The organism is Streptomyces chartreusis NRRL 3882, assembly GCF_900236475.1.
In the GTDB taxonomy this organism is placed as follows: Bacteria; Actinomycetota; Actinomycetes; order Streptomycetales; family Streptomycetaceae; genus Streptomyces; species Streptomyces chartreusis_D.
The window spans coordinates 4368168-4390096 of the sequence record NZ_LT963352.1 but is presented as its reverse complement, the minus strand read 5'-3'; the positions used below and the strand labels follow the sequence as shown (position 1 = coordinate 4390096).

22 protein-coding genes and 1 pseudogene are annotated in these 21929 nt (G+C 72.7%); 10 read left to right on the top strand and 13 right to left on the bottom strand.

What is annotated here, in order from left to right:
* Positions 1 to 50: 50 nt before the first annotated feature.
* Positions 51 to 1070: a cytochrome c oxidase assembly protein gene (locus SCNRRL3882_RS19675; protein ID WP_010032390.1), complete on the top strand. Its 1020-nt coding sequence runs from the start codon at positions 51 to 53 to the stop codon at positions 1068 to 1070.
* A gap of 61 nt (positions 1071 to 1131) precedes the next feature.
* On the opposite strand, the gene SCNRRL3882_RS19670 is transcribed toward SCNRRL3882_RS19675, so the two are convergent.
* From SCNRRL3882_RS19670 to SCNRRL3882_RS19655, 4 genes are read right to left on the bottom strand one after another with little or no spacing between them, the layout of a single operon-like run.
* Positions 1132 to 1650, bottom strand: a complete 519-nt coding sequence (locus tag SCNRRL3882_RS19670; protein ID WP_078602699.1) for a hypothetical protein — start codon at positions 1648 to 1650, stop codon at positions 1132 to 1134.
* Complete coding sequence (locus tag SCNRRL3882_RS19665; protein WP_010032387.1) at positions 1634 to 2125, bottom strand: RNA polymerase sigma factor; 492 nt, start codon at positions 2123 to 2125, stop codon at positions 1634 to 1636. The genes SCNRRL3882_RS19670 and SCNRRL3882_RS19665 overlap by 17 nt, the downstream gene beginning before the upstream one ends.
* Complete coding sequence (locus SCNRRL3882_RS19660) at positions 2122 to 2763, bottom strand: class F sortase (RefSeq protein WP_010032386.1); 642 nt, start codon at positions 2761 to 2763, stop codon at positions 2122 to 2124. Before SCNRRL3882_RS19660 ends, SCNRRL3882_RS19665 begins: the two co-directional genes overlap by 4 nt.
* Positions 2760 to 3167, bottom strand: a complete 408-nt coding sequence (locus SCNRRL3882_RS19655) for a hypothetical protein (protein ID WP_010032385.1) — start codon at positions 3165 to 3167, stop codon at positions 2760 to 2762. The genes SCNRRL3882_RS19660 and SCNRRL3882_RS19655 overlap by 4 nt, the downstream gene beginning before the upstream one ends.
* 180 nt (positions 3168 to 3347) lie before the next feature.
* Here SCNRRL3882_RS19655 and SCNRRL3882_RS19650 point away from each other — a divergent pair, with 180 nt between their 5' ends.
* Together SCNRRL3882_RS19650 and SCNRRL3882_RS19645 are read left to right on the top strand one after the other, a co-directional pair.
* A complete protein-coding gene (locus SCNRRL3882_RS19650) occupies positions 3348 to 4523 on the top strand; it encodes an NAD(P)/FAD-dependent oxidoreductase (RefSeq protein WP_010032383.1) in 1176 nt (391 codons plus the stop codon).
* 80 nt (positions 4524 to 4603) lie between these two features.
* A pseudogene (locus SCNRRL3882_RS19645) lies at positions 4604 to 4951 on the top strand (hypothetical protein); the annotation flags it as partial.
* A 151-nt stretch (positions 4952 to 5102) separates the two neighbouring features.
* Here SCNRRL3882_RS19645 and SCNRRL3882_RS19640 read toward each other — a convergent pair.
* From SCNRRL3882_RS19640 to SCNRRL3882_RS19620, 5 genes are all read right to left on the bottom strand, one after another.
* Positions 5103 to 5741 carry a response regulator gene (locus SCNRRL3882_RS19640; RefSeq protein WP_010032381.1) on the bottom strand — a complete coding sequence of 213 codons (639 nt, stop codon included), beginning with the start codon at positions 5739 to 5741 and terminating at the stop codon, positions 5103 to 5105.
* The gene (locus SCNRRL3882_RS19635; protein ID WP_173937265.1) at positions 5738 to 6940 is read right to left on the bottom strand and encodes a sensor histidine kinase; all 1203 of its coding nucleotides are present in this window, start codon (positions 6938 to 6940) and stop codon (positions 5738 to 5740) included. The genes SCNRRL3882_RS19640 and SCNRRL3882_RS19635 overlap by 4 nt, the downstream gene beginning before the upstream one ends.
* Positions 6941 to 6945: 5 nt before the next feature.
* Positions 6946 to 9150, bottom strand: coding sequence for an MMPL family transporter (locus SCNRRL3882_RS19630; RefSeq protein WP_029180649.1), 2205 nt, complete (start codon positions 9148 to 9150; stop codon positions 6946 to 6948).
* A 113-nt stretch (positions 9151 to 9263) separates the two neighbouring features.
* Complete coding sequence (locus tag SCNRRL3882_RS19625; protein WP_010032377.1) at positions 9264 to 11246, bottom strand: glycoside hydrolase family 97 protein; 1983 nt, start codon at positions 11244 to 11246, stop codon at positions 9264 to 9266.
* Between the two features lie 173 nt (positions 11247 to 11419).
* Entirely contained in the window at positions 11420 to 13078 is a 1659-nt protein-coding gene (locus tag SCNRRL3882_RS19620) for an alpha/beta hydrolase (protein WP_010032376.1), read from the bottom strand.
* A gap of 350 nt (positions 13079 to 13428) precedes the next feature.
* Between SCNRRL3882_RS19620 and SCNRRL3882_RS19615 the strand changes: the two genes are divergently transcribed.
* Positions 13429 to 13941 (top strand): hypothetical protein, encoded by a 513-nt coding sequence (locus SCNRRL3882_RS19615; protein ID WP_010032374.1) that lies wholly within the window; start codon positions 13429 to 13431, stop codon positions 13939 to 13941.
* 3 nt (positions 13942 to 13944) lie between these two features.
* Here the strand turns inward: SCNRRL3882_RS19615 and SCNRRL3882_RS19610 are convergent, their stop codons facing one another.
* A complete protein-coding gene (locus SCNRRL3882_RS19610; protein ID WP_010032373.1) occupies positions 13945 to 14328 on the bottom strand; it encodes a VOC family protein in 384 nt (127 codons plus the stop codon).
* A 26-nt stretch (positions 14329 to 14354) separates the two neighbouring features.
* On the opposite strand from SCNRRL3882_RS19610, the gene SCNRRL3882_RS19605 reads away from it, so the two are divergent.
* Entirely contained in the window at positions 14355 to 14705 is a 351-nt protein-coding gene (locus tag SCNRRL3882_RS19605) for a hypothetical protein (RefSeq protein WP_158688375.1), read from the top strand.
* A 24-nt stretch (positions 14706 to 14729) separates the two neighbouring features.
* Here the strand turns inward: SCNRRL3882_RS19605 and SCNRRL3882_RS19600 are convergent, their stop codons facing one another.
* The gene (locus SCNRRL3882_RS19600) at positions 14730 to 15221 is read right to left on the bottom strand and encodes a MarR family winged helix-turn-helix transcriptional regulator (protein WP_231911147.1); all 492 of its coding nucleotides are present in this window, start codon (positions 15219 to 15221) and stop codon (positions 14730 to 14732) included.
* A gap of 57 nt (positions 15222 to 15278) precedes the next feature.
* Here SCNRRL3882_RS19600 and pip point away from each other — a divergent pair, with 57 nt between their 5' ends.
* Complete coding sequence (gene pip / locus SCNRRL3882_RS19595) at positions 15279 to 16247, top strand: prolyl aminopeptidase (protein WP_010032368.1); 969 nt, start codon at positions 15279 to 15281, stop codon at positions 16245 to 16247.
* Positions 16248 to 16289: 42 nt separating this feature from the next.
* Here pip and SCNRRL3882_RS19590 read toward each other — a convergent pair whose 3' ends face one another.
* A complete protein-coding gene (locus tag SCNRRL3882_RS19590; protein WP_010032366.1) occupies positions 16290 to 17633 on the bottom strand; it encodes a BTAD domain-containing putative transcriptional regulator in 1344 nt (447 codons plus the stop codon).
* Positions 17634 to 17738: 105 nt separating this feature from the next.
* On the opposite strand from SCNRRL3882_RS19590, the gene SCNRRL3882_RS19585 reads away from it, so the two are divergent.
* The gene (locus tag SCNRRL3882_RS19585; RefSeq protein WP_010032365.1) at positions 17739 to 18245 is read left to right on the top strand and encodes a hypothetical protein; all 507 of its coding nucleotides are present in this window, start codon (positions 17739 to 17741) and stop codon (positions 18243 to 18245) included.
* Between the two features lie 34 nt (positions 18246 to 18279).
* On the opposite strand, the gene SCNRRL3882_RS19580 is transcribed toward SCNRRL3882_RS19585, so the two are convergent.
* Positions 18280 to 19515 carry an NAD(P)/FAD-dependent oxidoreductase gene (locus SCNRRL3882_RS19580; protein ID WP_231911146.1) on the bottom strand — a complete coding sequence of 412 codons (1236 nt, stop codon included), beginning with the start codon at positions 19513 to 19515 and terminating at the stop codon, positions 18280 to 18282.
* Between the two features lie 176 nt (positions 19516 to 19691).
* Here SCNRRL3882_RS19580 and SCNRRL3882_RS19575 point away from each other — a divergent pair, with 176 nt between their 5' ends.
* From SCNRRL3882_RS19575 to SCNRRL3882_RS19565, 3 genes are read left to right on the top strand one after another with little or no spacing between them, the layout of a single operon-like run.
* Positions 19692 to 20648 carry an amidohydrolase family protein gene (locus SCNRRL3882_RS19575; protein ID WP_010032361.1) on the top strand — a complete coding sequence of 319 codons (957 nt, stop codon included), beginning with the start codon at positions 19692 to 19694 and terminating at the stop codon, positions 20646 to 20648.
* A 57-nt stretch (positions 20649 to 20705) separates the two neighbouring features.
* A complete protein-coding gene (locus SCNRRL3882_RS19570; RefSeq protein WP_010032360.1) occupies positions 20706 to 21143 on the top strand; it encodes a glutaredoxin domain-containing protein in 438 nt (145 codons plus the stop codon).
* A gap of 35 nt (positions 21144 to 21178) precedes the next feature.
* A complete protein-coding gene (locus SCNRRL3882_RS19565) occupies positions 21179 to 21892 on the top strand; it encodes a 2-phosphosulfolactate phosphatase (RefSeq protein ID WP_029180647.1) in 714 nt (237 codons plus the stop codon).
* Positions 21893 to 21929 lie beyond the last annotated feature (37 nt).

Genomic DNA, 21929 nt, shown 5'->3' with positions numbered 1-21929 from the left:
TCATACTCGTGAACGATCAGTTGCCCGTCTCCTTAACTTCGACGGCTACCGTGCGCCCGGTGAACGAACTGTCGGCTGTGTACCTGCCGGAGCTGACCGCCGGGCGGCTGCTGGGCTCCTGGCGGCTGGACGTCCCCGCGCTGCTGCTCGTCGTCGTCCTGGGCGGGCTCTACGGCTGGGGTGTCGCGCGCGTCCGCGGCGGGGGCGGCTGCTGGCCGCTCGCGCGCCTCGCCGCGTTCGTCGTGCTGGGGCTGGGCGCGATCGTCGTGGCCACGATGTCCGGGCTGGCCGTCTACGACCATGAACTGTTCTGGCCCGCCGCCGTGCAGAACGTCGCCCTCGATCTGCTCGCGCCGCTGGGTCTCGCCCTCGGCGACCCGCTGCGGCTCGCGGTCGAGGCGCTGCCGGAGGGCGGTGCGGGCCGGGTACGGCGGGTCATGACCGGCCGGCTGGTCAGGACGCTGACGTTCCCCCTCGCTAGCACGGTCCTGGTGCTGGCCACGGAACTGACCGTCTACTTCACCCCGTACTTCGCCACCGCGCTGCGCGTCGGCTGGCTGCACGAGCTGATGTACTTGCACCTGCTGGCGGCCGGCTGCCTGTTCGTACTGCCGGTGCTCACCCGCGAACAGACCCTGCCCGCCTGGTGCACCCACCCCGTCCGAGCGGCCCTGGTCTTCCTGGACGGCATCGTCGACGCCGTCCCCGGGCTGGTCGTCATGACGCACGGCACCCTGATCGCGGGCGCCTGGTACCTGCACCACGCGCCGCCCTGGTCGCCCGACGTCCACCACGACCAGCAGATCGGCGGCGGCGCCATGCTCGGCATCGCCGAACTGACCGCCCTGCCCTTCCTGCTGGCCGTCCTCGCCCAGTGGGCCCGCGCGGAGCGCGCCCAGTCGGCGGCGCTGGATCGCCGCCTGGACGTCGAACTCGCCCCGGCTGCCCCGGCGTCCGAGGGCGGTCCGGCTCCCGAACTGGTGCGGCCCTGGTGGGAGACCGAGCAGAGCGAGGTGGCGGCGCGGGTGCGACGGCAGGGGCCCGACGCCGGGCAGCCTGAGACGACCTGACCAGCGGCCGTCGGCACACCCGGCCCGCCGGGCTGCTCGTGCTCGACGCCCTCGACGAGGGCTACCGGCTTCCGGTGGCCGACCGCTGATCCGTGTCCGGGCGGGTGGCCGACGGGACCGGCCGGGCCGGGGTCGGAGCCGCCGACGGGGTGCGGGGCGCGGTCGTCGGGCGGGCGGCGTCGCCCGGGGTGTCCGTGCCGGGGCGGGTCGTGGCCGGGGCCGGGACCTCGGACGGAGAGGCCGATGAAGGCGAGGGCGAAGGCGTCGACGAAGGCGCCGGGGGTGAGGGAGCCGGTGCCGTGCTCGCGGGGGGCGGGGCCATCGGGACCGTCGGGGGGCGGGAGGGCTCCGGGGCCGTGGAGCGCAGGGGGAGGGCGATGAGGGCCGCCGCCGCGCAGCACAGGCCGGCCCCGGCCGCGGCGCGCAGCACGCGCCGGCGGGTCGCCTTGCGGCGGATCGCCTCGTACTGGCCGGGGGGCGCGCCCAGGTAGTCGGGGGAGGAGGGCCGCAGGATCACGGTGAGCGGGTCGTCGGGGCCGGACTCCCGGTCGTCCGGATCGTCGTCAAGGCGTGTGGTCAAGGCTTCTCCTCAGGTGGACGCGGAGCAGTTCCCGGGCCGCGTGCAGGTCGGCCTTGACGGTTCCTTCCTTGCGCCCGGTCAGCACGGACACCTCCCGGATCGGCATGTCAGCGTAGTAGTGGAGGAGGATCGGGACGCGGAGTCGTTCCGGGAGCGACTGCACGAGCAGGCGCACCGACGGATCGGCCTGCTCGGGGTGGGCCCGTACGGCGGCTTCCGAGGTGACGCGGTGCATGGCCCGGCGCTCGCGCTCCAGTTTGCGCCAGTGGTCCCGGACGAGGTTGGCCGCGGTGACGTAGAGGAAACCGCGGGGTTCCGCCACGGACGTCCAGCGGGCCCAGAGCCGGGTGAACGCCTCCGAGGCGATCTCGTGCGCCGTCTCGTCGTCGTCGACGAGCCGGCGGCACCAGCCGGCCAGGCGCGGGTAGAGGGCGGCGAACAGCTCGGACGCGGCCTTCTCGCGGGACCGTTTCAACGCTCTCCAGGGGTGGGGGACTCGGCGCCGCTCAGCGCGGCGAACACGATCACGATGTCCGCGTATCCGTCGCCGGTACGCGCCCCGCCGCACGTGATCAGCCGCAGCTCCGGGCGGTCCACGTTCCCGTAGACGTCCTTCACCGGGAAGCGGGTTCTGGGGACGGTCCGTACGGCCGTGACGGCGAACTCCGCCGCGGTGCCGTTCTCCAGGCGCGCCACGATCCGGTCGCCGCGGTGCAACTCGGCGAGGTGACGGAAGACGCCGTCGCCGTACCTGCCGACCGTGACATGCCCGAGGATCACCGATGGGCCGGTCCGGCCCGGTGTCGGCGAGTGCCGGTACCAGCCCGCCCGGTCGTCGGCGGTCACCGGCGGCACCCGCACCGTGCCGTCCGGGGCCAGGCCGAGCCCGATCACCGGGGTGTCGACACCGATGGCCGGGACCAGCAGCCGGACCGGGACCGAACGGGCCAGGGGGCGCGACGCCTCGGCCGGGACCGTCCGGGACGGAGGCCGCGGCCGTGGCGCGGTGGCCCCGGGGTCCGGCGTCGTCCGCTTCGCCCCGTGGCCACCGCAGGCGGTGAGCAGGGACGCCAGCGCCGCCGTGGTGAACGCGCGCCTGGAGAACGTGGTCATGCCCGGGTCGCCCGGCGACGCCGTACGACGAGGAGCGTCCCGCCGCCCACGGTGAGCACCGCGGCGGCCCCCGCGCCGACCGCCGTACCGCCGACGCCGGAGTCGGAGGCCGAGGACGCCTCCGTGACGCCGGTGTCGGGTGCGCCGCTCGGTACGACGGAGACCTGGTCGCCGGCCGGTGCCCGGGTCGGTTCGGCGCTCGGGGCCGGTCGGGTGGTGGCCGGGGCGCGGGTCGGTTCGGCAGGGGCGGCCGTCGGTTCGGCGCTCTCCGCCGGCCGGGGGGTGGGCGCGGCGGCCGTCGGGACCGGGCTCGGGGTCGTCACCCCGACCGCGAACGCGGGCCCGGTGCCCAGGAGCACGGCGGTGCCCGCGAGGGCGAGGGCGGTGAGGACGGTTCGGCGCATGGGAACGCTCTCCTTCGTCGGTCCCGCCCGGTGAACGGCGGGGTGCGTGACGGGTCGAGCGGAGAGACGAGGCGGCAAAGGGGCGGGTTGTAAAGAGATGGCAAAGTCCGGTGGGTCACCGCCCGGCATCTCGTGCTGTGGATGCAGGCACACCCACGGAACCCGTGAAGGGACGGCCCGTTGACCTCCTCACCCGTCTTCCCCACCGTTCCCGCGACCGCCGACGTCGTGATCATCGGCGGTGGTGTGATGGGCACCGGCATCGCCTTCCACCTGGCCGAGGCCGGGGTGCGGAACATCGTCGTCGTGGAACGCGGTGACCTGGGCTGCGGCAGCTCGGGCAAACCGATCGGCGGCGTACGGGCGCACTTCGCCGACCCGCTCAACATCGAACTGGGCAGCCGGAGTCTGCGCGCCTTCCGCGACTTCCCGGACCGGCCCGGTGCCGACATCCGGCTCGACACCGTCGGCTATCTCTTCCTGCTCGACACGGAGCGGCAGGCCACGGAGTTCGAGGCCGGTGTGCGGATACAGAACTCCCTCGGCGTGCCCAGCCGCATGATCACCCCCGAGGAGGCCCGCGGCCTGTGTCCCTACGTCAGCACCGACGGACTGGTGGCCGCCGCCCACTCGCCCACCGACGGCCACGCCCGGCCCGGACTGGTCGTGCAGGGCTACGCGCGGGCGGCGGCCCGGGCCGGAACCGTCCTCGCGACGCACACCACCGTCACCGGCCTCGACACCGCCGGCGACCGGATCACGGCCGTCCACACCGACCGCGGGCGGATCGACTGCGCCACGGTGATCTGCGCCGCCGGCGCCTGGTCGGCGCGGATCGGCGAGATGGCCGGCGTCCCGCTGCCCGTGCGGCCGGTGCGGCGCCAACTGGCCTTCACCGTCCCGCTCACGCCCCCCGCCCCGCGCATCCCCTTCACCATCGACTTCACGTCCTCGGCCTACTTCCACAACAGCGACGACGGCCTCCTGTTCGGCCTGGCCGACCCCGCCCAGCCGGACGGCTTCGACACCACCTGGACCCCGGAGTGGCTGGAGCTGTTCCGCGAGGTCGTACGCCGTCGCGCACCCGCCCTCGCCGACCTGGGGACGGCGGGCGGCTGGGCCGGGCTCTACGAGGTCACCCCCGACCACAACGCGCTCATCGGCCGGTCCGGAGAGGTCGTGAACTTCCTCTACGCTACCGGGTTCTCCGGTCACGGCTTCCTCCAGGCCCCGGCGGTGGGGGAGATCGTCCGCGACCTGTACCTGGAGCGCACGCCCTGCGTCGACGTCGGCCCGCTCGCCGCGGACCGCTTCCGGGGTGGGGCACGGATGCGGCCGGAGTCGCATGTCGTCTGAGCCCCGGCGCCAATCGGCTGCGCCAGGGAGTGCGGGCCGCTGGCATCCGTCGCGATGACGACTCACTCTGTTGACAGATTGCGGGTCCCGTCGACGTCGACCTCCAGCCGCGTGCCGTGGCCCGGGCCCACGGCCGGGAACCCGCCGCCCGGCTCCGCGCCGACCTCCGTGACCTGGCACCCGATCTGCTGCGCTGGCACATGCCGAGGATCGCGCCCGACGGGCTGCTGCGGCCCGGGCTGACCGTCACCCTGGCCCGGTACGACGCGGCCGGGCGGGACGGCGTGAGCCCGCTGCACCTCGTGGTGCGGACGCCGCCGGCCTGGGCGGACGCCGGTCAGCGGATCGGCCTCGCCCTGTGGTACGCGTCCCACGCGGAGGACGCCGACCGCCGCCACCCGCATCCCCGGCCCAGCCGGCGGTTCCGTCCCCCCGTGCCGCACGGTGATCGGCCTGTTCCCACGCCGCTCCCACGGTTACGCCTACGACGAGAACAACCCCGAGTACGTCCCGGACTCACCCCCGGCCTGGGCACGTGTGGGTGGACATCGGAACATGACGGCTGAACGGCTGAACGGCTCAAGGCCTCCGCAACAGCCCCCGTTCCATCGCCACCACCACCGCCCTGGTGCGGTCGTTGACGTCGAGCTTGGCGAACAGGCGGAGCAGGTGCGTCTTCACCGTGGCCTCGGCGATGACGAGACGGCGGCCGATCTCGGCGTTGGTGAGGCCGTCCGCGACCGCGTTCAGGACATCCGCCTCCCGGGCGGTGAGCGGGATCTGGGCGGGCTGGCGCATGCGGGCGACCAGCCGCTCGGCGACCCGGGGCGCGAGCACCGTCTCCCCGCGCGCCGCCGCGTGGATCGCGTCGGCCAGTTGCTCACGGGTGGTGTCCTTGAGGAGGTAGCCGATCGCCCCGGCCTCCACCGCGCGCTCGATCTCGGCGTCCGTGTCGTACGTCGTCAGGATCAGGACCCGGGTGCGGGGGAAGCGCGTCACGATCTCGGTCGTGGTCGCCACTCCGTCCAGCACCGGCATCCGCAGGTCGACCAGGGCGACATCGGGCTCGTGGCGTTCGACGAGGCCGAGGGCCGCGCGGCCGTCGCCCGCCTCGCCGACGATCTCGATGCCGGCCTCGGAGGCGAGGAGGGCCACCACTCCGGCCCGCATGACGGTGTGGTCGTCCACGACGATGATGCGCAGGGGGCCGCCGGTCATGCCGTCGCCCCGCTCTCCGAGGCGGTCAGCGGTATCAGCGCCAGCACCCGCGTCCCGTCGCCCACCGAACTCGTCACCGTCAGCCTCCCGCCCAGCTCCGCCAGCCGTTTGCGCATGCCGTCCAGGCCGAAGCCCGACGACGACTCCACCACGAACCCGGTCCCGTCGTCGGTGATTTCGAGCTCCACCCCGTACGGCTGCGAGGCCAGGACCACGCCCACCGTGGAGGCGCGGGCGTGCTTGCGCACGTTGGCCAGGGACTCCTGGGTGCAGCGCAGCAGCGCGATCCGGGTCTGCTGGTCGCACTCCAGGTCCGCCAGGTCGGCCTCGACGGTGAGGCCGGTGTCCTCCGCGAAACGGTCCAGGGTCCGGCGCAGGGTCTGCGCCACCGAACCGGCGGCCGTCTGGCCGGGTCGCCGGGGCGAGCCGACCAGTTCCCGGGCCTCGGCGAGGTTCTCCCGGGCCGTCGACTCGATCGACCGCAACTGCTGGGCACTGCGCGCCGGTTCGCGGTCGAGCCCCGCCCGGGCCGCCTCGGCCAGCACGATGATCGAGGCGAAGCCCTGCGCGAGGGTGTCGTGGATCTCCCGGGCCATCCGCTCCCGCTCGTCCGCCGCGCCCTGCCGCTGGTGTGCCTCGGACAACTCGGCCTGGGTCTGCTCCAGTTCGGTGATCAGCCGAGCCCGCTCGGCGCTCTGCCCGACCACCGAATGGGCCCACAGCCCGATCAGCGCCCCCACGGCGACGACGAGCACCGTGGACACGAGCGTCTCGGTGAAGAACTCCACCGACCAGCCCTGCCGCAGCACGCTCGCGGCCGCGGTGGCGGCCGCGGCGAGCCCCAGGAACGCCATCGAGGCCCTCGGCGTCCGCCCGAACAGCCAGTAGTGCGGCAGCGTCACCATGAACAGCGCCGCGTAGTTGCCCCGCAGGTACGCCAGCCCGCCCAACGCGACCACCAGCACCGACAGATAGCCGTGCGGCCGTACGACGGGATTGGCCGGGAAGCGGTCCAGGACCGCGTACGACAGCACGACCCCGCCCAGCAGCGCCAGCGCCGCGTACTTGCTCTGGCCGGGCCGGTCCATGGCGACCAGCCCGACGGCCATCACGGCGAACAGCAGCCAGCACACCGTGTTCCAACGGCGCAGCGACGTGGCCCAGAAGGCGTCGGGGGTGGACCCGGCGAGAGCGGTCATGCCGTTCAACGTACGTCGACCGCGGGGCGGGAGGGCGACCCTTTCTCCGGGGCGGCCGTCGCCCGGCGCCCCGGGCGCGAGGGCCACCAGCTCGCCTCGCCCAGCAGCAGCATCGCCGCCGGCAGCACCATGACCCGGACCACGAACGCGTCGATCAGCACGGCCGCCGCCAGGACGAAGCCGATCTGCTTCATCTCGATGATGTGCAGGAAGACGAAGCTGGCGAACACGGTCGTCATCACCACCGCCGCGCTGGTCACCACGCTCGCCGAGGAGCGGATCCCGTCCAGCACGGCCTGCCGCGTGGGCACGCCCGCGAGCGCCGCCTCCCTGATGCGGCTCACCACGAACACCTGGTAGTCCATCGACAGCCCGAAGAGGATGACGAAGAGGAACAGCGGCACGCGCGACCCGATCGACCCCGTGGACCGGAAGTCCAGCAGGCCTTCGGCCCAGGTCCCCTGGAAGACCAGCACGAGCAGCCCGAGCGCCGCCGCGGCGGACAGCAGGTTCAGGGCGACGCCGAGCAGCCCGAGCACCACCGAACGGAAGGCGTACACGGTCATCGCGAACGTCACCAGCAGCAACGCGCCCAGCACCAGGGGCAGTTTGCCGTTCTGGTGGGCGGGATAGTCGGCGTAGCGGGCGACGTCCCCGGACACGCCGTACTCGGCGCCGGCGATCCGGCCGACGGTCGCGGGCAGGAAGTCGTCCCGGAGCCGGTCCAGGGAGTCGTACGCCTGGTCGGAGTTGCCGAGGTACGGCACCTTCAGTTCGAGGGTGTGGGTGCGGTCGTCGGCGGACGACCGTGTCCGCGAGCCCTCGGTGAACAGCGGGTCGGCGCCGGCACGCCGGGCCACCTCGCCCAGGGCGGCTGCCACCTCTGCCGACCGGGAGGCATCGGCGCGCACGACGACCTGGTGGGTCACCCGCCGCTCCGGGAACGCCTCGTTGAGCCGGTCGTAGACCTGCATCGCGGGGATGTCACGGGAGTGTGTGTCCCGGCTCATCTCGGTGATCTTCAGTCCGGCCAGCGGGACGACGAGGGCGAGGAGCGCGACGACCGATACGCACAGGGTCGCGAGGGGGTGCCGGGCGGCGGGCCGCAGCAGAGCACTCCACACCCGGCCGTCGCCCGCCCCGCCCCGAACCCGGCGTACGGGCTTTCCGCGCTCGGCCCGTCGCCGTTCCCGGCGTTCCGCCCGCCGCCCCAGCTTGACGAGCAGCGCGGGCAGGGCCGTCAGCGAACTGGCCACCGAGACCAGGACGACCACGATGGTGCCGGTCGCGAGGGAGGAGAAGATCACGTCGGAGGCCAGGTACAGCGTCGCCGTGGAGGCGACCACCGCGAGCCCGGAGACCACGACCGCCCGGCCCGACGTCGCCGCGGCCAGTTCCACCAGCGCCTCGGAGGAGAGCCGCCCGCCGGAGCGGGCCCGTTCCTCCCGCTCGCGCTTGAGGTAGAAGAGCGTGTAGTCGACGCCGACCGCGAGGCCGATCATCAGGATGACGTTCGTGCCGACCCCGGCGTCGGGCGACACGTGCGAGACGACCATGGAGAGCCCGACCGCCGCCGCGATCGACGACAGCGCCAGCAGCAACGGCACCCCGGCCATCGTCACCGACCCGAACACCACCAGCAGCGTGAGCAGGGTGACCGGCAGGGTGATCGCCTCGGACAGGGCCAGGTCGTCGCTGCGCTGCTGGTCGACGCCCTTGCTGACGGAGGGACTCCCGGTCTCCTCCAGCAGCAGCCCGGGGTGGCTCTTCTGCACCGCCGCGGTCTGCGCCACGAGCGCGTCGACCTTGTCCTTCGCGTCCCGTTCCTCGCCCTTCAGCGCCACCTCGACCATGAGGATCCGGCGATCCTCCGACAGCGACGGGTCGGCCACGGACGCCACGTCGGGCAGCCGCCGCATCCGGTCGGTCAGGTCGTCCGCGGCGTCCACGGCGGCGCCCTCGTCGAGAGCACCGCCCGAACGGGAGGAGATCAGCACCTGCTCGGCGGCCCTGCGCTCCAGATGCGCCTCGGCCGCCAGGGCCTCGGCGCGGCCGGCCTCGCCGACCCGGTAGTCGGCCGTCTTCGCACTGTTCGTGCCGGCGGCACTGCCCACCCCCAGGCACAGCGCCACGAACACCAGCCAGCCGACGATCGCCCGCCAGGGGTGCCGCGCACTCCAGCGCGCCACCCGCACAGATAATGAGTTCATGCCCAAAAGCCTGGCTGAGCTGGGCAGTTGCCGGACAGAGGCACTCGGTTGAACCTGTCGTCAACCGGCCGGTGGACTCGGTCCCTGGGGAAAACCCCACCCCCCTTGGGGGGTCAGCTCGGGGTCAGGACGACCGCCTGGCCGCCCGCCGGGGCCATGGCCGCGTCGAGGGTGTCGGCGGCGGTGACGGTCCGGGTGCCGACCACCACCGGGGTCCTGAACGGGCTGGAACCCGGGGTGCCGTCGGCGTAGACCGTAGCCGTGTAGGTGCCGCTGCCGAGGAAGGACAGGGGCAGGGACAGCGTCCTGGACGACTCGTTGGTCATCGCGCCCAGGTACCAGGTGGAGCCGCCCCGGCGGGCGACCGCGATGTACTCGCCGATCGCGCCGGCCAGGGTGCGGCTCTCGTCCCAGGTCACCGGCACGGCGTTGAACCACGGCAGGCCGGGCCAGCTCGCCGGGTTGCCGTACTTGGACGGCTTGTCGTACCAGAAGAGGAAGTTGAGGGGCTGGTAGTACACCACCGCCATCGCCATCTGGTGGGCGTTGGTCGTCTTGTCGCGGGACTGGCCGTAGCAGATCGTGTAGTCCATCGGGCCGCCGATGTTGCGCGCGAACGGCAGGGTCACGTTGTGGGTGGCGGTCGGGAACTGCTCGTTGCCGCGCACGCCCTCCAGGCTGATCCAGTTGGGGTAGGTCCGCTCGTAGCCGAACGGCCGGACGTCGTCGTGCATGTCGATCAGCAGCCGGTACTTGGCGGCCGTCCTCGCCCAGTCGGTGATCTGGTTGGTCATCGTCTGGGTGCCGTCGTTGATGAAGCCGAGCTTGATGCCCCGCACGCCCCAGCTCTTGTAGAGGCCGAAGAGGAAGTCCGCGTCGGTCAGCGCGAGCCGGTTGACGTAGAGGAAGACGCCGATGCCCTTGCTCGTGGCGTACGAGATGACCGACGGCAGGTCGATCGCGGCGATCGGCCTGGTCGCGTCCGGGGTGGTGAACTCCGGGCCGTACCAGCCGGCGTCGTACTCGATGTACTGCAGGCCCCGGGCCACGGCGAAGTCGACGCCCTGAAGGCCCGCGGCGGTGCTGAGGTCGCAGCGGAAGACCTTGCCCGGCTTGATCCAGGAGGGGTCGGGGAGGGCGTTCGGCGGTGCGAGGTTGAGCACCAGCTCGGCGTTGTCGACGAGTTCGGCGTGGCCGGCCCCCATCACCACAGCGCGCCACGGTGTGGCGAACGGCGTGGTGACGGTCGAGGTCGTCTCCACGGGGCCGGTGCCTCGGGCGGTGTGCTCCATCAGGAACGCGGCGAGGGTGTTCGGCTCACCGGCGACCGAACCGAGCATCAGCCGGGGGTAGTCGACGCGTGCGGACTCGCAGACGCAGGCGATGAGCCCGCCGGTGAGGGTGGCGGTCAGCGGAAGGTCGGTGAGCGGGCCGTTGTCCGTGCCGGCCGTGCCGGTGACCGGTACGGAACCGGGCGCGACCGGCTCGTAGGCGTTCTCGTCGCGGGCGCTGTAGACGGTGGTGCCGTCGGGGAAGACGAACGTCGTCAGCTCGTCGGCGACGGTGGCGGTGCCCTCGTCGAGGAGGAGGTAGCGCAGGGCGACGCCGGTCTTGTAGGCGCGGGCCTGGACGCCGAAGCGGATGCCCGAGGCCCGGTCCACCAGGTCCCAGCGCTGTTCCTGGTAGTGGTCGGTGACGGTCGCATTGCGGCCGTAGACCGGCGTCCAGGTGGTGCGGTGGGTGCCGTACCGCTCCCCGATCACCCTGACGTCGGCGCCGAGGACGGTGCCGTCGCCGAGTCTGAGGCCCAGGGCCGAGGTGTCGATCACCGTCCGGCCGTTGCGGCGGGCGGACCAGCGCAGGGCGCCGTCCGCCAGGGACAGGGTGACGGAGGTGCCGCCCATGCGGGCGGTGACGCTCTCGTGGCGGCCCGGCCGGTCGTCCCCGGCGTAGGCGGGCCGGGTCGTGGCGGTCCCGGTCGCGGCCAGCCCGGCTGTGACGGCCGCGCCCTTGAGCACGACCCGGCGGGACGCGGGCGCGAGGTGGCCGGCCGTTCTGTCCGCGGTGGGCTCTTCCCGGTCTCCAGAGGCTCTCATCGAGGGGACCTTCCCTTGCGGTAAGTGGTAGTAACCGGTTTCTGCGAGTGCAGTTCTACGTGCCCGCGCGAGAGGGGGTCAAGAGGCGGGAACCACCGGAAACGCGCACACCCCGGGTGCGGGCCCGTGAGGCCCGCACCCGGGGTGCCGTGGTGCGGTCGGTCAGTGCTCGGTCAGTGCAGGGAGCCGAGGCGGTCCAGGCGGTCGCTCACACCGTTGCGGAGCTCGCCGAGGGTCGTGCCCGGCGGGGCCACCTTCGGTGTGGCGGACGGCGGCTGGGTCTCGTCCGCGCAGGTCGTGCCACGCGCCGGGACCTTCAGGTCCACCAGGTAACCGGTGACGGCGTCCGTGGCGCAGGCGCTGCGCCCGAAGGCGGTGTGGCCCTCGGCCTGGAAGGTGAGCAGCCGGCCGTTGTCGAGCTTGCGGGACAGGGCCACCGCGTCCTGGTACGGGGTGTCCGGGTCACCGGTCGTGCCGAGCACCAGGATCGGCGCGGAGCCCTTGGCCCGGAAGGAACCGGCGTAGCGGCTGGGCTTCTCGCCGGTCCACTGGGCGCACGTGGTGGCGTGCTGGTGGTCGTAGAGCGGCGGGCCGTACGCCATGGCCGGGCCGAGCAGCGGCGCCAGCCTGGCGTTGGTGGTGACCTGCCGCTTCAGCAGGGCCGGGCTGCGCGGGTAGTCCTTGTCGACGCACTCCACCACGATGTTCGGGTTGAGGAAGTCGAAGCTGGCCGGGGACGGCGGCCGGAGCAGGAACGAGGTGGTGTCGCGCTGCTGGGCCTTGCGCAGGGCCTCGCCGAGGGAGGGCCAGATGACCTTGCCCTCGTTGATGTTGAACATGAGGCGGTAGACGACGGTGTAGCCGTTCGCCTGGCCGCCGTTCGCGGTCGGTACGGGGTTGGCGTCGAGGTCGGCCTTGAGCTTCTCGAACGCGCCCCGGGGGTCGCCGTCCCCGAACCCGCACGTGTCCTGGTTCGCCTCGCACCAGTCGAGGAAGCGGCTCATCGCGCCGTCCAGGGCCAGGTACTGGGGCCGGTCGTAGGCATAGGGCCGGTTCGCGTAGTGCTCCGGGTCGTACGCGCCGTCGAGGACGAGCGCGCGCACCCGCTCGGGGAACATCGCGGCGTAGACCGTCCCGATGTAGCTCCCGAACGACCGCCCGTAGTACGTCAGTCGGTCCTCCCCCAAGGCCTGACGCAGCAGATCTATGTCACGGGCGACGTATCCGGTGCCCACGTACGGCGCCAACTCGCCCGCGTTGTCCCGGCAGGCCTGGTCGAACGCGGCGCCCTGGCGCACGGCGGTCCCGTAGGCGTCCGGGCCGGGGGCGCCCTTGGCGGCGGTGATGGCCCGCGTGTACGTCGGGTCGTCCCAGCACGTGACCGGTGAACTGCGCCCGACGCCGCGTACGTCGTATCCGAAGACGTCGAAGGAGTCGCGCAGGGCGGCGGGCAGGTCGGCGTAGTTGCCGCGCACGAAGTCCACGCCGGAGTTGCCGGGCCCGCCGGGCTGGAGGAAGAGCGTGCCCTTCTTCCTGGCCTGGTCCGGGGCCTTCTTGCGGATGACCGCCAGGGTGATGGTCCTGCCCTGCGGGTCGCGGTAGTCCAGTGGCACGTCGGCGTTCGCGCACTCGAAGCCGCCCTGGCAGTCGGACCACGACAGGGACGGCACGGGCGGCTGCCCGTCGCCCCCCTCGGGCTGGGCGGCCATCGCCGGGGCGGCGGTTCCGGCGACGGCGAAGGTGACGGCGGCGGCGATGGCGATCCTCAGACGCGGGAGGCGTCTGTGCGCGCGGGTGCCGGACCGACTCGGTCCATGAGCTTGCTTGGTCACTGCAGTGATTCCCCCTCGGGCGGCGCATGTGCCGTGGAGCACCCAGTGGTACGGCTGGGTCTTGAAGGTTCTAGCTCACCCGGAGGGGGAAGGGAATGGGGATCGGACCTGTGGATCTCCTTCCACGTCATCTGCCCGGTACCCGGCGGTAGTTGCGGTGCCGTTCACTTACGGAACGCTGGAGGGTACGCGGCCGTGACGCCGGGCGCCCCGGCCGTCCGGCTGATCCGCGGGGCGCGGGCGGCTGCTGGGCTCCGCTGCGTAGTCTGAGGCTCACTCTGGTCAAGTGCCGGTGTCAGCCGACCACTTCACCCCAGCGAATTCCTCCCCCACCAGAAGGACCATCCAACGTGTCGAAGAACAGTCGTGCCGGAGTCACGCTCCTCGCCGCCCTGGTCGCCGTCACCGGCCTGGCCACGGCGGGCCCCGCCCTCGCGGCCACGCCGGCGGTCACCGCGGCCGTGACCGTGACGGCTCCCCGGGCGCAGGAGCCCGCCACACCCACCGACTTCGTTTCCCTGCCCGCGAGCCCCCTCCGGGCCGGCGACCCCCAGGAGGTCACGGTCACCTACCGCAACAGCACGTCGACGACCACGACCGTCGCACCGCAACTCCTCGTGACGTCCCCGGATGCCGCGCCGTTCCTGACGCCGTCGGACGTCAAGGTGGAGCGGCGCACGGGGCACGGCTGCTGGGCGGCCGTGCGGCTGGGCAGCCAGACCGGGACGCTGTTCACGGACCTCGTGGGGGCGCGGCGGACGTTGGGGGCGGGGGAGACGCTGAAGGAGCGGTACCGGGTGACCGTCCTGAATCCGCAGGCCGTGGGGACGGTGGAGCCGAGGGTGGCCTTGTACGGCGCGTGAGCGTCAGGAATTCATGGCGGCTCGGTCGGACTCACTGCGCAGAACGCAGAACTCGTTGCCTTCGGGATCGGCGAGGATCACCCAGCCGGAACCATCGGCATTGCGGTGATCCGCGACAAAGGTGGCACCGAGCCCCAGCAGCCGGTCCACCTCCTGATCGCGCGAGGTCTCGGGGCGCAGACACAGATGGATCCGGTTCTTGACCGTCTTGGCCTCGGGCACCTGGTTGAAGTACAGCACCGGGCCCTCCGCCAGCGGCACCTGGGTCTCCCGGGCGCCCGGTCCGTCCTCCGGATGCAGCGGGCGCCCGGTCACACCGCTCCAGAACCGAGCGAGCTCGTAGGCGTCCGCACAGTCGATCGCCACGTTCTGCACCACTGAGACCATGGGCGGCAGCCTTCCTGATCTCCACGTTGAGCGCCACCGGGTTGCGCGCACGCGGCAAGCTTCGTGCCCCCGAGCTGAGTCGAGCCTGGCTCAAGGGCAGCGTGATGTACGCCCGCAGGCTCGCCCGCGTCCTGCTCGCCCTCCTGTGCGACCACTACGAGACCGTCAGTGCGGGGGTGGTCCAGGCGCCCTGGCAGACCGCATTCGTGCGTCTGGGGGACCACTGCCTGACGTGCCCGACCTGCCGGGTCATGGACGATGAGGGCGCGAACCTCGGCCTCCCCTGCGAGACGCACGATCGGCTGTACGACGCGTACCGGGAGGCTTGGACTCGGGCTCGCGTCGCCCACCGGCGCCCCGCGGAGGCATCGGCGTGACATCGCGGTCGGCACTCGCATGAGTCACTGCCGCCCCCGATACGCCGCCGCCACCCGCTCCCGGAACGGTCGGCGGTCCAGCGCCTCCGCCACCTCTCTCAGCAGCTCCCCCAGCGGCATCGAGAGCTCCGTGTCCAGCTCCGCCATCGCCGCCACCGTGGCCTCCCACTCCGCCTCGATCCGCGGCAGCAGGGCGCGGGCCTTCGGTGTGAGGTCGACCAGGCGGCGGCGGGCGTCCAGTGGGTCGGGGGCGTGGGTGACCAGGCCCGCCCGGGCCATCTGCGCCGCCGTCTGGCTCGCGGCAGAGTGCGTGACGCCCACGGTCGTGGCCAAGTCACGGACCGACAGCGGTCCTTCGGCCAGGAGTGCCCGCACGGCCGGGGAGAAGCGGGGCCGGTACTCGGCCAGGCCCTGCTCCTCGTAGACCTTGGCCACGTCGCCGTCGAGCAGCTCCAGGACGTGGCGGAGCAGCGTGCCCACTGCGACCGGATCGGGGTAACTCCTCGCGCTGTTCACGTTGATAATCTAACAGCGCTGTCATATCCGTCGCGGGTCGAGGAGAGTGCGTCGCGCATGGCCGAGGTCTACCCCCTCGTCGAGCCGTACGAGCACGGCATGCTCGACATCGGCGACGGCAACCGCGTGTACTGGGAGAGTTGCGGGAATCCGGCGGGCAAGCCCGCGCTCGTACTCCACGGCGGGCCCGGGTCCGGGGCGGGGCCGTTCTGGCGTCGGCTGTTCGACCCGGCGGCGTACCGCATCGTGCTCTTCGACCAGCGCGGATGCGGGCGCAGCACCCCCGACGCCGCCGATCCGCGGACCTCGCTCGCCACCAACACCACCTGGCACCTGATCGCCGACATCGAGCTGCTCCGGCAGCACCTCGGCATCGCGGAATGGCTCGTCCTCGGCGGCTCCTGGGGCGTGACCCTCGCGCTGGCCTACGCCGAGCAGCACCCGGGACGCGTATCCGAACTGGTCCTCTTCAGCGTCACCAACACCACCCGCCGCGAGGTGGAGTGGGTCACGCGGGACATGGGCCGGATCTTCCCCGAGGAGTGGGCCCGGTTCCGAGACGCCGTCCCGGAGGGGGAGCGCGACGGCAGTCTGGTGGAGGCGTACGCCCGGATGCTCACGGACCCCGATCCGGCCGTACGGGAGCGGGCCGCGCGGGAGTGGTGCCGGTGGGAGGACGTGCACGTGTCCACACACCCTGGGCACCAGCCCGACCCCCGTTACGAGGACCCGCACTTCCGGCTGCGCTTCGCCCGCCTCGTCACGCACTACTGGCGGCACGCCGGCTTCCTGGAGGACGGGGCGCTGCTGCGCGACGCCGGGAAGCTCGCCGGCATCCCCGGCGTGCTGGTCCACGGGCGGTTGGACATCAGCGGACCTCCGGACGTGGCGTGGCGGCTGGCCCAGGTGTGGCCGGACGCGGAGCTCGTGCTGATCGGCGAGGAGGGGCACGGGCTGTCGGGCGATGCCACGACTGAGGCCGTGCTGGCGGCAACGGACCGTTTCCGGCCCGTCCGCGTCCCGTAGGAAGGCTGCCGACCGTGCGGACGCCGGTGTGGCAGCGGCCTGTCACCGGCCCCCGGCCGACCGCTTGGCGCCGCACGTCGCCAGACTGCACCACCGGCGCCGCCCGCTCTCGTCGAGGAACAGCCAGCCGCAGTCCCGGCTGGGACAGCCGCGGACGGTGAAGCGCCGCGTGTCGGCGAGCAGTTCGCCCGCGCTGCGCGCCACCGCGCAGACGGGCAGACGCAGTCCGGCGGCGGGCGACGGCTGCCAGCGTCCGAGACCGTCGTCGCCACGCGTGAACACCGAGAGACGCGCGGCGTCCTCCACCGCACCGGCCACCGCCTTGAACGCCCGGCCCTCCCGCGGATCGGTCAGGCAGGCGTACAGGTCCGTACGGAGCCGCCGGGCCTCGTCGAGGACGGCGGCGGCCTCGGCCGGCTGCCGCAGGGCCTGTTCCCGCAGCCCGGTCACCTGCCGTTCCTCGATCAGGTCGAGGTGACCGGCCCACACGGCGAGCGTGGCGTAGCCGCGCAGCCACTCCGACCCGGGCAGCGGCTCCCCGCCCCACCCGGCGTAGGTGTTGCAGAACTCCAGCGCGGGGTGTCCGCTCGTACTCCACGGCAGCCACTGGTCGCCGACCCGCACCGCGTAGACGGGCCCGGGGGGCCGGTCCAGCCGGGGGTCGGCGCGCAGCATGCGCTCGTGCAGGGTGCGGAGCTCGCTGTTCGGCTCGATGCCGAGTTCGGCCGCCAGTGTCGTACGCGTGCTGCGATACAGCCGGAGGGCGTCGGCCTGGCGGCCCGCGCGGTACAGGGCGGTCATCTGGGCGCCGACCAGCCGTTCACGGGTCGGGTGCTCTTCCAGCAGCGGCGTCAGGTCCGCCACGACACGGTCGTGCAGACCCATGGTGAGCTGGGTCTCGGCTCGTCGCTCCACGGCGGACAGGCGCAGTTCGCCCAGCCTGCCGCCGAGGCGGGCGCGCAGCGGTTCAACGGCCACGTCCGCGAGCAGCGGGCCGCGCCAGAGCCCGAGGGCCTGGTCGTAGAGGCGGACCCGGTCCGCGGGATCGGCGGAGTCGGCCGCCTGCCCCACCAGCCCGGCGAACTCCTGCGCGTCGATCTCATGCGGGCCCTGCTCCACGACGTAACCGTCGTGCCGGGTCTCGACAGAGACGCCGTAGGGCCTGAGCGCGGCGCGCAGGCGGCCGACGTAGGTGTGGACGGTGGCGCGGGCGGCGTCGGGCGGCTCGCCGTCCCACAGCAGGTCGATGAGGCGGTCCGTCGTGACCGCGCGGCCCGCGTGCAGCAGCAGGACCGCCAGCAGGCACCGCTCCTGGCGGCGGCTGCCCAGCAGTACCTGCCGCCCCTCGTGGCGGGCGGCGAACGGGCCGAGCAGTTGGAACTCCATGGCTGTCCGGCAGCCTAGGGCCTGTCGGTGGTCAGGTTTTGGTCAGAGGCCGGGGAGAGACTGGCGCACGCCCCTCCTTCCCCCCGTCTGTGCCCAAGGAGAACCATGCGCCGAACAGCTCTCGCCACGCCGGCCCTTGCCGCGGTGCTCGTCGGGACGCAGCCCGCGTCCGCGCAGCCGGCGAAGGGCTGGGAACCGGCACCCTCCGCGCCGTGGGACGTCGGCGCCGGCGTGCGGTGCGACTTCCCCGTCCACGGCCAGCCGGTCGTCGACGAGGTGGTGCGGCGCGTGCTGAGCGCCTACCCCGACGGCTCCGTGCGGCGGGTCGCGTACCGGGGCGATCTGGTCGTCCGTGTCACGAACACCGAGACCGGCGCCTCCTACGACGCCGACGCGAGCGGCTCGGCCGTCGTCGAGCACCGGCCCGACGGCTCGCAACTCTGGACCGTGCTCGGGCCGGTGCTCGTCGGGGTCGGCCAGGACCAGGGCAGTCTGCCCCGCGGCCTCTACCTCGTCGACGGCGTCTACACGCTGGACATCAGCCCGACCGGATACAAGTCCGTACGCCTCCTGCACGGGACGACGGACGACCTGTGTGCCCGCATCGACTGAACGGGCCTGCCCTTCCCGGGGCCCGGCCCAGGGCTCAGTGCGCGTCGTAGATGCCCTGGTAGTGGGCCAGTGCCGTGTCGCGGACCTTCTGGTCGCTCCAGGAGGAGAAGCGGTCGGGGGCCAGCCGGTCGGGGTCGACGAGCAGGTCGCCGGTCTCCAGCAGCATGTTCGCGAACTGGCGGCCGACACCGCCGGCGTGCGTGACCCAGGACGCCTCGGCGAACCACAGTCCGGCGAGCCCGGCGGCGGGGCCGACCAGCGGGAGTTCGTCGGGGGTCATGGCGAACACACCGTTGAGGTGGCGTCCCCTCGGAGCGGTGCGGAAAGCCGGCACGAGGCTGGTGGCCTCTTCGAGAGCAGCACCGAAGTCGCTCTCCGAAAAGGGGAGTTCCGCCGAGGTGAGCGCCGCCGACGGGGTCAGCGGCAGGGGCGTGTGGGCGTAGCTGCCCAGCCCGTAACGGCGGCCGTGGCGGCGGGTGTAGACGGTGTGCTCGGGGTAGCGGACGATCGGCGCGTCGATGGGAGTGTCGTCGAGGCCGGGCAGTTCCTCGGTGAACAGGTACGGGTGCTGGACGGCCACCATGGGCAGTCGCAGCCCGGCATCCGCCGCCAGCACCGGCCCCCAGATCCCGGTCGCCAGCACCACCCGGTCGGCCCGCAGCAGCCTGCCGTCCTCGCCCGCCCGCACGCCGACGACCCGGCCGGCCTCGGTCTCCAGCGCCCGTACCGGCGTGCCGAAGTGGAAGCGCGCTCCACCCTTCTCCGCGGCCTCCACGAGGACGTGGGTGAGGGCGGCGGGGTCGGCGGCACCGTCGGACGGCAGGAACACCCCGCCCAGGGCGCGGTCGGGGTCGACCAGCGCGGGGGCCAGGGCGACGGTCTCGGCGGCATCGAGGACGCGCGCCTCCAGCCCGGCCTGCCTGCCCAGCTCGACGTCCTGGTGCGCCTGTTCCAGGCGGGCCGGGCCGGTGGCGACCTCCAGGCAGCCGACCTGCCAGAAGACCGGAGCGGGTGCGGTGTCCGAGAGCGCGCGGTAGGCGGTGACGCTGTCCTTGGCCAGCACCGTCAGCTCTGGCGTCGCGCTGAGCTGGCCCACGAAGCCGGGCGCCAGGCCGGTCGATCCGGAGAGCACGGCACGGTCGCGGGCGTCGAGCACCGTCACGCGGTCGTGCCCCAGCCGGGTGAGGTGATAGGCGACCGAGGCCCCCACCACACCGGCGCCGATGATCAGAATCTCCTCACCGACCGGCTTCCCCGCACTCGAACCCACGTACGCCACCTCCGACTTCACTGCCCCACGTCTGCGCATCCCCGACCCTGGCATCCTCAGCCACGGGACGACGAACGATCAACCGGACACGGTGGACGCCCGGGTGACGGATCCCTCACCGAACTCTCGCGCAAGGGAGTGGACCCACCACCTCGCCCGGGCCGATCGTGGGCTGCATGGACGATCACCGTGTGGCGCCAGTCGACCCTGCCGGTTCGCCCGGCCACGTGTCCGTGGGAGGTGCGGAAACGGCGGAGGTCCGCCGCTTCTGGGGGCGGCTCGGGCTTCCGGGGCTGGTCGACGTGCACACGCACTTCATGCCCGAGCGGGTGCTGCACAAGGTGTGGGGCTACTTCGACGCGCTCGGGCCGTTGACCGGTGGGCTGGAGTGGCCGATCACCTACCGGAAGGCGGAGGCGGAACGGGCGGGCGTCCTGCGGGAGTTCGGCGTGCGGGCCTTCACCGCGATGCTGTACCCGCACAAGCCGGGCATGGCCCGCTGGCTGAACGGCTGGGCGGTCGACTTCGCCCGGCGCACCCCCGACTGTCTGCACACCGCGACCCTCTACCCCGAGCCGGGCGTCGAGGCGTACGTCCGGGAGGCCGTCGAGGCGGGTGCGCGGGTCTTCAAGGCGCATGTGCAGGTGGGGGCGTACGACCCCGCCGACGAACTGCTCCAGCCGGCGTGGGGGCTGCTGGCCGAGGCCGGCATCCCCGTGGTGATCCACTGCGGCTCCGGGCCCGCGCCCGGCAAGCACACCGGCCCCGAGCCGATCGCCCGGGTGCTGGCGCGGCACCCCCGGCTGCGGCTGGTCGTCGCGCACCTGGGGATGCCCGAGTACGAGGAGTTCTTCGGCCTGGCCGAGCGGTACGGGGAGGTGCGGCTGGACACGACGATGGCGTTCACCGACTTCACCGAGGGCTTCATGCCGTTCCCCCGTCGGGCGCTGCCCCGGCTGGCCGCACTCGGCGACCGGGTCCTGCTCGGCTCCGACTTCCCCAACATCCCCTATCCGTACGTGGACCAGCTCCACGCCCTGGAACGGCTGGACCTGGGGGAGGACTGGCTGCGGGCGGTGTGCCACGACAACGCGGCGGGGCTGTTCGGGCTGTCAGCGCCTTCCGGGCTCTGAGCCTGTCATGTGGTCCGGTTCGAGGGGCATGCCGACTCATCGGTAGCCTGCGTCACCATGATGCGCGCCTGGATCCTGCCGATGCTGCTGATGCTCTGCGGCTCAGCCGTCGCGACGGGGCTGATCTTCGCGGAGGACGTCGGCGCGGCCACAGCGGTCCTGCTGGTGTTCCTGGTACTGGCAGGCGTGAACTCGCCCCTGTTCTTCCCGAGATCCATCAGTGCGCTGGAGGCACAGCGCCGCAGCGCGGTCGACGGCCGGCCGGTCGTCTTCTGGCGCCCGGGCTGCACGTACTGCATGCGACTGCGCATCCGGCTGGGCCGCAGCGCCCGCCGGTTGCACTGGGTCGACATCTGGCGTGACCCGGAAGGAGCCTCAGCGGTGAGGGCGGCCAACGACGGCGACGAGACCGTGCCGACCGTCGTCGTGGCGGGCCGGCCGCACACAAACCCCGATCCTGAGTGGGTACGCGAGCAGATCTCCTCTTCCGCGTGATCTCCTCGGTGGTCCACGGACAGCAGAGGGGCGCGATGGACCATCACTTCGTAGGCCATCACTTCATAGGCATCCCGGAGTTGACCGGTGTCCCCCGTGTCGCGGTCGTCATCGACGTCATGCGCGCCTTCACCGTGGCTGCCTGGGCCTTCTCGCGTGGTGTCGAGAGAATCGTCCTGGCCTCGACGGAGAGCGAGGCACTCGCCTTGAAGGAGAGCCGCCCGGGGTGGCTGGCGTTGAAGGACGGGGCTCCGGCAGCGGGATTCGACGCTGTGAACTCACCCGGCCTGCTCAGGTCACGTGATCTCGCCGGTCGCACGCTGGTGCAGAAGACGACGGCCGGAACCGTGGGTGCGCTGGCCGTCGCGAGCGCGCCGCTGGTCCTGTGCGCGAGCTTCGTGGTGGCCGGCCCGACCGCGCGGTTCCTGCGGACCGCGGATTCCGGTCCGGTGACGTTCGTCGTCACCGGCGAGGGAGGCCGGGCCGAGGAGGATCTGGCCTGCGTCGAGTACATCGGTCGGTGCATGGCCGGAGACGATGTCGAGGCGGCGCCGTATCTCCACCGCGCGAGGAATTCCCGTGCCGCGGTGGACCTCGCCGCTGGACTGCGGAGCGGATACCACCCGGACGATGTCGATCTCTGCTTGGAGATCGACAGGTTCCCCTTCGCGATGCTGGCTCGCCGGGAGGAGTCGCTCATGGTGCTCCGTCCCGTCGCGGTGCCCGCCCTCCCGTCCGGTACCCGCTGACACCCCGGCAGGACGCCCCCGGCCCCGCCGTCACCAG

What these genes read in the sequence shown, in the direction of transcription:
- SCNRRL3882_RS19590 (WP_010032366.1), bottom strand. Translation starts at nt 17,633, where the DNA reads ATGGAGTTCCAACTGCTCGGCCCGTTCGCCGCCCGCCACGAGGGGCGG.
- SCNRRL3882_RS19565 (WP_029180647.1), top strand. Translation starts at nt 21,179, where the DNA reads ATGGACCATCACTTCGTAGGCCATCACTTCATAGGCATCCCGGAGTTG.
- SCNRRL3882_RS19660 (WP_010032386.1), bottom strand. Translation starts at nt 2,763, where the DNA reads ATGACCACGTTCTCCAGGCGCGCGTTCACCACGGCGGCGCTGGCGTCC.
- SCNRRL3882_RS19570 (WP_010032360.1), top strand. Translation starts at nt 20,706, where the DNA reads ATGATGCGCGCCTGGATCCTGCCGATGCTGCTGATGCTCTGCGGCTCA.
- SCNRRL3882_RS19610 (WP_010032373.1), bottom strand. Translation starts at nt 14,328, where the DNA reads ATGGTCTCAGTGGTGCAGAACGTGGCGATCGACTGTGCGGACGCCTAC.
- SCNRRL3882_RS19575 (WP_010032361.1), top strand. Translation starts at nt 19,692, where the DNA reads ATGGACGATCACCGTGTGGCGCCAGTCGACCCTGCCGGTTCGCCCGGC.
- SCNRRL3882_RS19640 (WP_010032381.1), bottom strand. Translation starts at nt 5,741, where the DNA reads ATGACCGGCGGCCCCCTGCGCATCATCGTCGTGGACGACCACACCGTC.
- SCNRRL3882_RS19625 (WP_010032377.1), bottom strand. Translation starts at nt 11,246, where the DNA reads ATGAGAGCCTCTGGAGACCGGGAAGAGCCCACCGCGGACAGAACGGCC.
- SCNRRL3882_RS19655 (WP_010032385.1), bottom strand. Translation starts at nt 3,167, where the DNA reads ATGCGCCGAACCGTCCTCACCGCCCTCGCCCTCGCGGGCACCGCCGTG.
- SCNRRL3882_RS19635 (WP_173937265.1), bottom strand. Translation starts at nt 6,940, where the DNA reads ATGACCGCTCTCGCCGGGTCCACCCCCGACGCCTTCTGGGCCACGTCG.
- SCNRRL3882_RS19630 (WP_029180649.1), bottom strand. Translation starts at nt 9,150, where the DNA reads ATGAACTCATTATCTGTGCGGGTGGCGCGCTGGAGTGCGCGGCACCCC.
- pip (WP_010032368.1), top strand. Translation starts at nt 15,279, where the DNA reads ATGGCCGAGGTCTACCCCCTCGTCGAGCCGTACGAGCACGGCATGCTC.
- SCNRRL3882_RS19585 (WP_010032365.1), top strand. Translation starts at nt 17,739, where the DNA reads ATGCGCCGAACAGCTCTCGCCACGCCGGCCCTTGCCGCGGTGCTCGTC.